Source organism: Sporosarcina cascadiensis (assembly GCF_009650995.1).
In the GTDB taxonomy this organism is placed as follows: Bacteria; Bacillota; Bacilli; order Bacillales_A; family Planococcaceae; genus Sporosarcina; species Sporosarcina cascadiensis.
The window spans coordinates 55170-68111 of sequence record NZ_WHVV01000013.1; the positions used below are offsets into that span (position 1 = coordinate 55170).

At 42.7% G+C, this 12942-nt stretch carries 12 protein-coding genes; 10 read left to right on the forward strand and 2 right to left on the reverse strand.

What is annotated here, in order from left to right; all coding sequences use genetic code 11:
- Window positions 1–168: 168 nt before the first annotated feature.
- The gene (locus GDZ68_RS13645) at window positions 169–660 is read right to left on the reverse strand and encodes a 3-isopropylmalate dehydratase small subunit (RefSeq protein WP_153722863.1); all 492 of its coding nucleotides are present in this window, start codon (window positions 658–660) and stop codon (window positions 169–171) included.
- Window positions 657–1910 (reverse strand): 3-isopropylmalate dehydratase large subunit, encoded by a 1254-nt coding sequence (locus tag GDZ68_RS13650; protein ID WP_153722864.1) that lies wholly within the window; start codon window positions 1908–1910, stop codon window positions 657–659. Before GDZ68_RS13650 ends, GDZ68_RS13645 begins: the two co-directional genes overlap by 4 nt.
- A gap of 406 nt (window positions 1911–2316) precedes the next feature.
- Here GDZ68_RS13650 and GDZ68_RS13655 point away from each other — a divergent pair, with 406 nt between their 5' ends.
- The 10 genes from GDZ68_RS13655 (at window position 2317) to GDZ68_RS13700 (ending at window position 12938) form a co-directional block, all read left to right on the forward strand.
- Window positions 2317–3024, forward strand: a complete 708-nt coding sequence (locus GDZ68_RS13655) for an isochorismatase family protein (RefSeq protein ID WP_228551116.1) — start codon at window positions 2317–2319, stop codon at window positions 3022–3024.
- A gap of 21 nt (window positions 3025–3045) precedes the next feature.
- Window positions 3046–4428: a dihydroorotase gene (locus tag GDZ68_RS13660; RefSeq protein ID WP_153722866.1), complete on the forward strand. Its 1383-nt coding sequence runs from the start codon at window positions 3046–3048 to the stop codon at window positions 4426–4428.
- A 30-nt stretch (window positions 4429–4458) separates the two neighbouring features.
- Window positions 4459–5190 (forward strand): DUF4437 domain-containing protein, encoded by a 732-nt coding sequence (locus tag GDZ68_RS13665; protein WP_153722867.1) that lies wholly within the window; start codon window positions 4459–4461, stop codon window positions 5188–5190.
- Window positions 5191–5267: 77 nt separating this feature from the next.
- The gene (locus GDZ68_RS13670; protein WP_153722868.1) at window positions 5268–6341 is read left to right on the forward strand and encodes a DUF1838 family protein; all 1074 of its coding nucleotides are present in this window, start codon (window positions 5268–5270) and stop codon (window positions 6339–6341) included.
- Window positions 6342–6447: 106 nt separating this feature from the next.
- Window positions 6448–7704, forward strand: a complete 1257-nt coding sequence (locus tag GDZ68_RS13675) for an MFS transporter (protein WP_153722869.1) — start codon at window positions 6448–6450, stop codon at window positions 7702–7704.
- 21 nt (window positions 7705–7725) lie between these two features.
- A complete protein-coding gene (locus GDZ68_RS13680; RefSeq protein WP_228551106.1) occupies window positions 7726–8781 on the forward strand; it encodes a nitrilase-related carbon-nitrogen hydrolase in 1056 nt (351 codons plus the stop codon).
- On the forward strand, window positions 8778–10190 hold the full coding sequence (locus tag GDZ68_RS13685) for an aldehyde dehydrogenase family protein (RefSeq protein WP_153722870.1): 1413 nt from the start codon (window positions 8778–8780) through the stop codon (window positions 10188–10190). Before GDZ68_RS13680 ends, GDZ68_RS13685 begins: the two co-directional genes overlap by 4 nt.
- Window positions 10191–10253: 63 nt before the next feature.
- The gene (locus tag GDZ68_RS13690) at window positions 10254–10700 is read left to right on the forward strand and encodes a DUF3598 family protein (RefSeq protein WP_153722871.1); all 447 of its coding nucleotides are present in this window, start codon (window positions 10254–10256) and stop codon (window positions 10698–10700) included.
- Between the two features lie 217 nt (window positions 10701–10917).
- Entirely contained in the window at window positions 10918–11667 is a 750-nt protein-coding gene (locus GDZ68_RS13695; protein ID WP_194841169.1) for an IclR family transcriptional regulator, read from the forward strand.
- Window positions 11668–11726: 59 nt separating this feature from the next.
- Window positions 11727–12938 (forward strand): CaiB/BaiF CoA transferase family protein, encoded by a 1212-nt coding sequence (locus tag GDZ68_RS13700; RefSeq protein ID WP_153722873.1) that lies wholly within the window; start codon window positions 11727–11729, stop codon window positions 12936–12938.
- Window positions 12939–12942: the final 4 nt, after the last annotated feature.

Consider the following 12942-nt stretch of genomic DNA (forward strand, 5'->3'; position numbering starts at 1 on the left):
TATGCACGGGCCTTTCTTATTTCCTGATATTATGAAATGAAATTGTCCTTTGTTTGCTCTATATCAGACTATCTTTCCGCCAATATCGAACGAATCATATGGATCGAATCGCATTCACCTGAAGAAAATATGGTGATCGGATATTGAGTTCTTAAAAACTAAAGATTATTAAGAATAGGATTTATATTTCTTCAAGTATTCAACTAAACCATTTTCACTCAAGATCTTCACCATAACGTCGGGCATCTTCGCTCCCTGATAGTCCTCGTTATTATAAAGGTTTTTAACGATTCCATTTGTGACATCGACTTCCAAGTCATATCCGGTTTGGATATTATAAGAACTTAATTCGATCAACGGAAGACCAATATTAATTGCATTTCGAAAGAATATACGGGCGAATGAATGTGCAATTACAACTGAGACGCCAGCCGCCTTAATGGCTAAAGGAGCCTGTTCTCTTGAAGAACCGCAGCCGAAGTTTTCACCTGCAACAATCATATCTCCGGGCTGGACGATTTTATGAAAGTCCGGATCCACGTCTTCAAGAACATGATCGGCTAATTGCTGCATGTCTAAAGTTTTTGTGTATTTACCAGGGATAATGCGATCTGTGTCAATATTGTCTCCGTATACGTGTGCTTTTCCTTTAAGTATCATAACGAGTCAATAGCCTCCTTCTTACATTCATTATGGTTGATAATTTTACCGTGCAAAGCTGCAGATGCAACGAATGCGGGAGATCCCAAGTAAACGTTCGAGTTTCGGTTACCCATTCTACCTTGAAAATTACGGTTGGTAGAAGAAGCTACGTTTTCCCCATTTCCAGGTATTCCTTGGTGAGTGCCTACACATGGTCCGCAGCCAGAAGGCAGGAAGGATGCGCCGGCAGCGGATAAGATTTCAACTGTACCATCAGATAACGCATCCTGAAAAACTTGCCTGGATGCAGGTGCGATAATTAAGCGCACATTCGGATGAATCTTTTTCCCCTTCAAAATTTCAGCAGCTGCGTGCAAGTCTTCTAATCTTCCATTCGTGCAGCTTCCAATGAATGCCTGTTGAATCGAAACATCTCCAATTTCAGAGATGTTTTTTATATTATCAGGAGAGTGCGGCGCAGCGACTTGTATTTCTAAATTGCTGACATCTACATTCAGGACCTGAATATAGTTCGCGTCTTTATCAGGTTGAAGCATATCGAACTCGTAAGGTAAATCCAGCCCCTTCAAGTCTACTAACCCTGCCTTGGCGCCCATTTCGATGACCATATTTGCCATAACCATACGACTGTCTAGGGTCATTCTTTCAATGACTTCCCCAGTAAATTCAATTGCCTGATAGGTCGCACCTTGAATTCCTAATTTTCCGACCAAATGTAAAATGAGGTCTTTGGCAACGACTCCTTCTGGAAGTGTTCCAGTTAGATTAATTTTTATTGTTTCGGGGACCTTCACCCATGTTTGACCAGTTAACATAGCACCCGCTAAGTCTGTCGAACCGACTCCAGTCGAGAAGGCACCGAGAGCGCCATACGTACAAGTATGTGAATCCGCCCCGAGCACAAGCTGCCCTGGCTTTACGTGTTCATGATCAATCATTAATTGATGACAAATTCCATCACCCACATCATAAAGTTTAATATTCTGTTCTTTGGCAAACTTCCTCATTAAGTCATGAAGCACGGCGATTCCTTCGTTTGGAGCTGGTGATGCATGGTCGATCACCAGTACCATTTTTTCAGGAGCCCACACTTCTGTACCGCCCATATTTTCAAAAGCTTTAATAGTAAGTGGCCCTGTAGTATCTGTTGCCATTACCAAATCTACATCTACAATCGCGATATCACCTGCCATAACGGGATGTGAAGAATGGTTGGATATAATCTTCTCTATAAGTGTTTGCTCCATAAAATAATCACCTTTCTTTCATGTAATAGGCAGCTCTTCATGTCGTTTCATAATGAGGAACGCGTTCTATATTTGTGTTTCAGTTAATAATATAGTCGTGTAAAGAGAAAGTCAACTCCATAAAGAATAGAATTTGATAAATTTAGAATAGGCACAATTTGTTGTTGACTTATTATAAAACAGTCTTTAATATAGAAATCAGATAAACGAAACGCGTTCCGCATTATGAAACTGGAAAGTTATAAAAGTATGAAGATACTTCTCTATTTTAAAAAACCATAGGATAGAAATAAGTGAAATTACCATATTGACATCCGATTGAGTCATAGGTAAAGTTTTCATCAGTAGTTGAAACGAGTTCCATATTATAGAATAAAATATTAGATATAAAGGGGATTGTTAATTGATGAAACCTATTTGGGAAGATGCCATTACTGAAAATGACCGTCTGGTAATTGAAAAGGGTGGATATGGAGCAAAGCGGGGATTGGGTAAAAAACCTCTATTAGTAATCATTGATGTTCAGTTAAATTATGTCGGTGCTGACAAGCCGATTGCAGAGCAGCTTGATGAGTGGCCAAGCGGCGGCGGTGAAGCAGGCTGGAAGGCAATTCGTAGAATCGAGCAGCTGAAACGGGCGGCTAAGGAAAGTAATATACCGGTATTCTATACAAGAAATGTACAGAAGAAAACATCAAACTTTGATTCATTTGCAGCCAAAGCAAAGCGAGACAACACGAAGTATATAGACGGGCATCCTGCGGCTGATATTGTGAAGGAGCTGGCGCCGGATGATCATGATTTGGTTATTGACAAGAGTTATGCAAGCGCTTTCTTCGGAACTCCTTTCATTAGTTATTTAATCAAGATGGGAATAGATTCACTGATACTTGTTGGTGGATCGACAAGCGGCTGTGTCCGTGCAACTGCTGTTGATGCTGTGACTCACAACTTTAACGTAGCAGTAGTAGAAGATTGCGTGTATGACAGAATCGAATTATCCCATAAAGCAGCATTGCTGGATCTATGGATGAAGTATTGTGATGTAGAAACATCCGAAGAAATTCTGAACTACTTCAATGAAGTGCAACAGGTAGAAACTAGTCTTAGTTAATTCGTGAATGGAGGGTTTTACATGAAAATTGATTTACTCATTACGAACGGAGCAGTTGTATTTCCAAAACAAGGAGTAAAGAACGTCAATATAGGTGTAAGAGACGGAAAGATCGTCGGTATTTTTGAAAATGCTGAAGTAATTGAAGCGAATGAAATACTCGATGCATCCGGGCTGCATGTCTTTCCGGGATTAGTCGATGCACATGAACATCTTGGAATCTATAACTCAGTCGAAGAGGACTTTCTAGATACGAAACAACATGCTGTTGGCGGTGTAACAACAGTCGTCAACTATGATAGACAAGTAGAAAGTTATTTGGACTTCTTCCCAAGGGTGCAGGCAATCGGAGAGAAAAACAGCTATATAGATTTTACATACAGCCTGGGAATCTTAACGGAACAGCATCTGGATGAGCTAGAAGAAACAGTGGAGAGATTTGGACTGACTTCATTCAAGTTTTTCAGGAATTATGAAAAGCAACTAAATGGTAAATTTAAAATTAGCAACGGCCTGGATTTGTCATCGTATGACTTAATGAGAATTCTGGAAAAGTTCAAGTCAGTTTCACCAAAACTGCTGCTCGCCGTTCATTGCGAAAACATGGATATTAATAGGAGCTTAATTTCAAAATATAAAGCAGAAGGTGCAGAAGACGGTTTACGTACATGGTCTTTAACCAGCCCTGGTTTTGCTGAAGCAGAATCACTGATGAGCACATTGTATTTAAATAAAGTGGTTGGCGGAAACGTCTACATCGTTCACTTAACGTCAGCGGCAAGCGTTGATGTTCTTGAATCAACACCTTGGCTTCATGAAAAAGGCGTGAAAGTTGAAACGTGTGCACATTATCTCAGCTTAACGGAAGATTCGGAAGTGGGTCTGGATGCCAAAGTAGGACCGCCCGTGCATAGCCAGCATGATGCCGACAGATTATGGGAAGGCATTAAAAACGGCACAATTAACGCAATTGGAACAGATCATGTCCCGAGTTCACGTGCCAAAAAGTATGGAGGCGGTGAAGGGGTCTTTGACGCACTTTATGGTTTTCCAAGTGTAGGTTCCTTATTACCGGTGATGATTACAGAGGGTCACATAAAGCGGGGCCTTCCGTTAGAAAGAATTGCTGAAATCACTTCCTATGAACCGGCAGAGTCGTTCAATTTAACTTCCAAAGGAAAAATTGAAGTGGGAGCAGATGCTGATTTTGCCATTGTAGATCTGGAGAAGAAAGAAATCATTACACCGGAAAGAATGCATTCCGTTGCGGATTATAGTGTCTTTGAAGGAAAAGAAGTAAACGGGTGGCCTGTCTATACGATCAGCAGAGGTGAGATGATTGTCAAAGACGGACAGCCTGTAATGGACTACGGACGCGGCAGCTACATCAGAAGGTCAATATGATAATGAAACAAGTTAAGGGGTGCTGAACATATGGCTAGAGAACATATAGAATTCGTCAATATTCATGAGATGGAATGGCAACCCATTGAATTGCCTGGATTTACGGGAGAAATATCGCAAAAGCTGCTCAGTACAGATACTGACAATGGTGCATCGACGAGTCTCATATATATATCAGCAGGATCAACATGTGAAAGAGCTTCGTATAACGCATCAATTGAGGCGCTTTTACTAGAAGGGGAGGCAAAAATCGGAAAGAAGACATTATCGAATATGACGCATGTTTTCATTCAGAAAGATGTCGAATTGAAAGCGCTGACGTTTGAGAAAGCCTGCACATTATTATGGATGACAGACGGACGATTAGAGTTAACAGATGGAAACAACTCATCAGACAACCAAGAGGTCGTAATTAAGAAAACATCCGATGTAGCATGGCAGGGAACGATTACACCGGGTTTCCCAACCGGTGCGATGAGGAAGAGTCTGTTTCAAGATCCAGTTACCGGCGCGAGTTCGTGGCTGCTTGGTGTTCTTCCGCAATTTAGGGATGAGCGCTATGAGATTCATCCGGTGATGGAAGAAGCATTTCAGATTCACGGAGAGATGGGAACCAGCCGGGGCGATTTTAAACAGGGCAGTTATTTCTGGCGCCCTGCTGAAATTCCTCATGGTGACTTCAGTACCGAGTGGGGCTGTCTGACATTTTTCCGCACAGACGGTCCCCTGAAAACAACTTACGTCAATAAAGAAGACCTGTAATACCAGTATCACCCGAAACAATGAAGCAGATATTTTGAGCACGCGAAATATTTCTAAATTATAAGGGGGCGCGTTTATTGGATAGGTATATCAATCAAGCTGGCGGTAAAAAGAGTTCGTTGCTAATGAAAGGGATTTTGATGATTGTTTTGTTGGTTGCAAGTTTTGGTTTTCAACCCGGTGGAGCAGCGGCTGCTGACTCTAAGGAAGCGGTAAAGGAAAAGTGGGAAGATCCCGCAACACTCTATAAAACAATTAAAGATCCGAAAGAAAGACTGTTCTTTCATGCGTTAGCCCGTCCTGACGGCGAAGACATGGTATACCACATTAAAGGTAAGGCCTATGCTTACGTGCCGGGAGATATTTTCAACAAAGACTTAAAACACGGCCAGGCATTGTTTGGTGTAGAAGGCTACAATATCCGAAAAGCAGTACAGGTTGAAGGAACAAATGATTTCAAAATCCTGACGAGAGAAATCGTCTTTTATACAGATCTAAAAACAGGTGAAATCTTAAAGGATTGGAGAAATCCGGTCACAGGCAAGACATTCCCAGTTTCACATATTGAAAATGATCATGTGAACTTTGACTATCGTGTAGTTGACGGAAGTTTGCGAAACGTTATCAAAGTTGGAGATAAAGAGATTGGCGCATTCCCGCTTGACGCACCGGAACGCCTCGGTGAAACATATGTATTTCATGCCGATGCCTTCCCGCTTTACGATCTGAAGCAGCGTTACCAGATTAACGATCCAATGAATGTGAAAAATGGTGTTTATACATCTGCAGAGTTTTTTGATTTCCAAGTACCAACTAAATATCTGAACCGTATGAAAGGTAATAAGACACCTGAAGGTATTGTTCCAATCACGAATTCCTGGACAAGAGTCAGTCCGTGGACACCATGGATGGGCTTAGATGAAACAGAACATCCCGGCAATCTGGTTTTCCATGCAAGAAGTCAAGTGTTAGACGGCTTCGATGATCTGCCGGAATGGATTAAGGAAGAAGTCAAGGATCATTATCCAATTTACCAATCCTCATTAGAAGAAGTGGATCCTACACCGAACGCAACGAGCTGGACAGCATTTTATCAAAATGTCCTGAAGACTGCAGGTAAGACATGGGAACAGTGGGTAGCTTCATTTTAATCAATAAAATCCGATTGTCAGAATATCAAATCGGGTGCGTAGAAGAAGATAAAAAACCTGGAAACTATTTTGAATAGATTCTAAATTTGAAAAAGCGAGGTGCGTTTTGGGCTATTTTAAAAGGTTGGGGAAAAGTCAGAGGTTTATTGTTACTGTGTTATTCTTGGGGGCAGTTGTATCAATTTTCGACCGCATGGTTATGAGTCTGGCTATTGCCGGGATAGGGGAAGAGTTTGCACTTGACGCTTCGATGAAAGGAATTATTCTAAGCAGTTTCTTTCTAGGTTACGCGATTATGACCATCCCTGGTGGCTGGCTGGCTGATAAGCTCGGTTCGAAAATAGTAATTGTCGTGTCTATTATGGCTTGGTCATTATTTACGGGATTAAGCGGACTGGCTTGGTCGGTCACATCTTTAATCATCATTCGTTTCTTGTTTGGACTTGGTGAAGGCGGGTTCCCGGGAGCAAGTACGAAAGCAATTGCTGAGTATATTCCTAGGGAAAAAAGACCAAGATCTCAAGCGTTCATTAAATCAGGTGATCCAGTAGGTCTGACACTTGCACCGTTAATTGCGGTTCCGATTATCGTTGCGTTCGGCTGGCGCGCTATGTTTATCGTTATCGCAATAGTCGGCATATTCCTGGCACTGTCCTATCTGATTATTCCAAAGCGCGATCAATTGGCGCTCGAAGCAGAAAATGCAAACCATCCAAAGCTTACTTTCAAAGAATTATTGAAGTTGCCAAGAATGTGGAGTTTCGTTATTGCCTGGTTCGGCGTCTGTATTTACATGTGGGGCTTCGCAAGCTGGTTGCCGTCGTATCTCATGATGGACAGAGGACTGAACTTATTTAACGCAGGGATGCTGTCTGCTATTCCGACAACAGTCGGAGTCATCGGTACTCTCCTTGGTGGTTATCTGGTAGGGACAGTATTCCTTGGACGTGAAAGATATATGTTTATTATTGCAGGCTTGTTCGGGGCCATCTTTATTTACGCGATGTATGTTACTTCATCATTAGCGATGGCGATATTCTTCCAGGCAATGGTTGGATTATTCATGCAGGCCGGCATGGGCGGTTTCTGGGCTGTAACGCACAAAGCCTTCCCATCCAATATCATAGGATCGGCAGCAGGGCTCATTAACTTCTCGGGTCAAATTGCTGGATTTATTTCACCGATGGCAATTGGTTTCTTGATTACTGCGATGAACGGATCGTTTATTGCGGGAATCGGCTTCCTGATATTCGGAACGCTAATATTCATGGTAGCATCCATCTTCATCAAAGTGGATCAAGATGACAATGACAAAATGAAAACAGCAGAAGTGATTGTAGACGAATCAATACCTGCGCAATGAAAATAGGCAGAGGTGATCTTATTGACTAGAAATGAAGTAGAAGAAACTTCAATCTTATCTTATCGTGCATTGGCTTTACAGGTTACTTGTGATGCGGTAAATCAATTGAAAGACCCTTCAGAAATTCGGGCGAAAATGATGGAGACCATCGAGCGTGTCTCATTGCAGATCAAGGCGAGCATGAACTTCATTGGTAAAGATACAAAGCTGATTGTCCTGCCCGAATACTTTCTTACTGGATTTCCAATGGGTGAATCAATTGAAGAATGGAAGAATAAGGCCTGCATTGAAATGGATGGGCCGGAGTATGAAGCGCTTGGTAAAATAGCGCAGGACCAGCAGATTTTCTTGTCGGGCAATGCATATGAGTTGGATCCCCATTTCCCGGATCTGTATTTTCAGACGAGCTTTCTAATTGATCCTTCGGGTGATGTGGTATTGCGCTATAGAAGGCTGAATTCATTGTTTGCACCGACACCACATGATGTTTGGGATGAGTACTTGGAAATTTACGGAATTGACGGCGTCTTCCCGGTAGCTGAAACGGCAATTGGAAATATTGGACTAATTGCCTCGGAAGAAATCCTGTATCCAGAAATCGCGCGTTCTATGGCTTTAAAAGGAGCTGAAATTCTGCTCCATTCTTCTTCGGAAGTGGCGAGTCCGCAGCTGACACAGAAGCATATCGGAAGGTTGGCGCGATCTATTGAAAATATGACGTATGTGGTTTCTGCAAACTCTGCAGGTATGTCGAACATACCCATCCCGATGGCTTCCACCGATGGATCCTCTGCTGTAATTGATTACCGCGGATTGATTCTTGCGGAAGCAGGACCTGGAGAGAGTATGGTAGCAAATGCAGAAATCGATTTGGCTGCACTGCGCCGTGCTCGACAGAGACCAGGGATGGGAAATATTCTCTCCCGTCAGCGACTGGAATTGTATGCACCGATTTACAGCGATATAAGCGTTTATCCAGCAAACAGTTTGGCAGGAAAGAAACCAGAACGGAGTCATTTTATCCAGTCACAGCTTGAAGTGATTGAAAATTTAAAGAAAAGTAGCGTGATAAAATGACCAGAATTGCAGTTCGAAATCCGCGCAATGGGGAAATGGATTATCAGATTACACCGCCGTCTCCGGCTGAGCTTTCTGAATACTGCAGCGGGCTGCGCAATGCGCAGCTTGACTGGCAGAAACTTGGTGTCCAGGGACGAGGAGAAGTATTGCAGCACTGGAAAGTTTCAATAGAAAATCATAAAGAAGAAATTATTGCAGCACTGACAGCTGATACGGGACGTGCCAGTGAAACGGTTCTAGAATTCAACTCAATCCTCTCAATGATTGACCGCTGGTGCAAGTTGGCGCCGGAGATCCTTCAACCGGAAGAAAGAAAAGATTCTTCGATTCCATTTTTGAAAATTGAAGAGGAGTTTAAACCGTATCAGCTTGTTGGCGTGATCAGTCCTTGGAATTTTCCGCTACTGCTGTCGTTGATTGATGCGATTCCTGCTTTATTAGCAGGCAGTACAGTCATTATTAAACCAAGTGAATTCACACCAAGGTTTGTTGAGCCGCTGCTTGCGACTATACATGCTACACCTGTCTTAAAAGATTCACTGCGAGTAGTGACAGGGGCCGGCGAAACGGGTGCGAATATTATTGGAGAAGTTGATCTCATTGCCTTTACAGGTAGTGTCAAAACGGGCAGATTGGTTGCGGAATCCTGTGCAAAGCGTTTCATTCCTGCATCTCTCGAACTTGGCGGTAAAGATCCTGCCATCGTTCTGAAAAATGCTGATCTGGAAAGAGCCACTTCTGCAATTCTCTGGGGTTCCGTAGCAAATGCAGGTCAGTCCTGTTTATCGATTGAAAGAACCTATGTAGTAGAAGAAGCCTACGACGAATTTGTCGAGCAGCTTGTACAAAAGGCAAAGAAGATGCAGCTGGCGCACCCGGCAGTTGAAGACGGTCAAGTAGGTCCGATTATCACCAAGCAGCAAGCGGAAATCATTAAAGCGCAGCTGAAGGATGCGGCATCAAAAGGTGCAAAAGTCCATAGCGGCGGTGAAATTGAGGAGCTATCCGGAGGTCTTTGGTGCCGTCCGACCGTTATGACAAATGTGAATCACGATATGGACGTTTTAGTGGAAGAAACTTTCGGTCCCTTGCTGCCTGTCATGAAGGTGAAGAACGAGCAGCAAGCTGTAGAGTACGCAAACAACACCAGATTCGGTCTCGGGGGGGCGGTATTTGGCGAGACAGAAGAAGATGCTGTTCGCGTAGCAAGTCAGCTGGAAGCAGGAGCGATCAGTATAAATGACGCGGCTCTGACAGCGATCATGTACGAAGGAGAAAAGAATTCATTCAAATTCTCCGGAATGGGCGGCTCACGAATGGGCTCCGCATCTATCAAACGTTTTATCCGAAAAAAAGCATTTTTGATCAATACTGGGGCAAAAGATCCTTGGTGGTATGATGTGTAATCGGTAACTAACATGTGTTTTATGAAAGATAACATATAAAAACTATTTTTGGAGGAATGTAAGATGAATATCAGAGAAGAGATGCCAGTGTTTGCAAGACATGAGGGAGAATGGAAAGGTGTTTATACAGTAGTAGATCCTAGCGGGAAAGTTCTGGATCAGCATGATTCATATCTAACTTGCCATTTACGTGATGATAATGAAGAGTATCCGTATTTTCAGACAAACACCTATACATGGGCTGACGGAAAATCGGAAAGAATTGAATTCCCGGGTTCCTATAAAGACAAGCACATCATTTTCGATACGGATCGCATCAACGGTCATTCTTGGGAAATTGATGAAAACACCATTGTATTGACGTGGAAATATGTAAACGATGAAAATAAATACTTGTATGAAATGATTAACCTAAGCCCGGACGGTCAGCATCGTGCACGTGTATGGCAGTGGTTCGAAAACGGAGAACTAGTAAAACGTACGATCATTAAAGAACAAAAAGTAGTGTAATTTAGAGCTGTAAACAGCTGCTCATTCTCTGCAGAGGGAAGCTAAAGTTCCGCTGCAGAAGGTGCTGTTGTATTTCCGTCATATATGCAATTGTACAATCAACACACTGACCTGAAGCTATCGACTATTGATCCAAAATATGATAGTTTTAAAGTTATTTAACAAAATTCTTAGACATTACGTATGTTCTAAATACAGTCAGATGTGGGGTTATAATATGAATAAATCATTCGAAAAAATGTTTGCTGTACTAAGTCTGTTTTCTATGGATAAAACAACATTGTCCATCAGTGAAATCCAGAAAGAGACCGGGTATCCGAAGAGTACGATATTCAGAATTCTGAGTACGATGGAAGCATTTAATTATATTGAACAAAATAAAGACAATCACCGTTATGCGCTGGGCTTCAAATTTTTTCAGCTAGGCAGTATTTATGCAGGGAACCTTGATTTCCGAGTGGCTGCATTGCCAATCATGAAAAGAATTGTTGAAGAGATGAGCGAGACAGTGGAGCTCAATATTCTTGACGGTACGGACCGTATCTGTGTAGAGAAAGTGGACAGTCCGCTGGATATCCGTAACTTTGTACGTATTGGTGACCGTAAATCCGCCAGACGCGGCGCTTCAGGAAAAGTACTGATCGCATTCCTCTCTGACGGAGAAATGGATAGTGTAATCAATGATTTATATCAGGAAGAAGACTTTGATGAAAAAAGTTTTCGTGCTGATATTCAAAGAATTAGGGAACAAGGATATGAGATCACAAAAGGGGAGCGGGTGCCAGGCAGTTTTGCTATCGCCTGCCCGATTATTAACAATAAAGAGGAAATGATTGCGAGTCTGACAATCGCAGGACCAATCCAGCGATTAACAGATGAACGCGAAACTGAATTATTGAAAACGCTGGTGGCAGGTGCAAAAGAAACTTGCGAGAAGCTGGGTTATTTTGGCCGCCCCTATAAATAAAGAAAAGAGTCCCTGTCAACTGACAGAGGCATGCTTTTCGGACACTGGAGGGGAGAATAATCAACAAGACGACTAGTAAGGGGCCGTTAGACGGCATTCGGATTTTAGATTTGTCTACGATGATTGCTGCCCCGTATGGAGCGACTTTACTGGGGGATTTCGGAGCTGACGTGATCAAGATTGAAATACCAAATAAAGGTGACACATTGCGGGGAATGGGACCTTTTAAGGAAGAAGAGCCATTAAGATGGCCAACACTTGCAAGAAATAAAAAATCACTGACGCTTGATCTGCATCATGAAGAAGGACAGGAAATTTTAAAAAAGCTTGTTGCGAAATCGGATGTGGTCATCGAAAATTTCCGGCCTGGCACTCTCGAAAGCTGGAATGTCGGTTATGAAGACTTGAAAAAAGTAAATGATGACCTGATTATGATACGCGTCACGGGCTATGGACAAACAGGGCCTTACTCACATAAAGCTGGTTTTGGGACTCCGGCTACCGCGTTCAGCGGATTTACTTACTTGCATGGCTATACGGACAGGCCGCCAATCAGTCCGTCATTTTCATTGGTGGATTATATTACGGGTGTATATGTGGCATTTGCTGTATCGACAGCTTTATACCACCGGGATGCCGGCGAAGATGGAAAAGGCCAGTTTGTAGATATCGGTTTGTATGAAACGGTCTTTCGTATGATGGAGTTTTTAGTGACCGATTACGATCAAAACGGCATCATTAAAGAACGTTCGCCAGGATTGAGCGGACACTCCAGCCCAGCAGGTACATTCCAGACAAAAGACGGACACTGGGTTGTGTTGGTCACGAGTTCAGACCGTACGTTTGAACGACTGGCAGAAGCTATGGATCGTCAGGATATGCTGGCGGATGACCGATTCTATAAAAATGCTGTACGCCTGGAGAATTTTGATTTGACGAATGGGATTGTAGCGGATTGGGTGAAAACAAAGAATCGTGATGAATTGCAGAATCATCTTGATAACTTTGGCGTCCCCGTCAGTCCGATCAACAGCATAGAAGATATTTTCGAAGATGCGCATTTTAAAGCGCGTGAGAATATTGTAGAGATGCAGCACCCAAGACTCGGAAAAATCAAGATGCCAGGGATTATACCGAAGTTTTCTGAAACGCCTGGTTCCATCCGTTCGATTGGCCCTGATTTAGGGGCGAACAATGAAGAAATCCTGAAAGGTCTGGCTGGTCTGTCAGATGAAGATATTCAATCATTACATGAAAGAAGTATCATATAAGGAG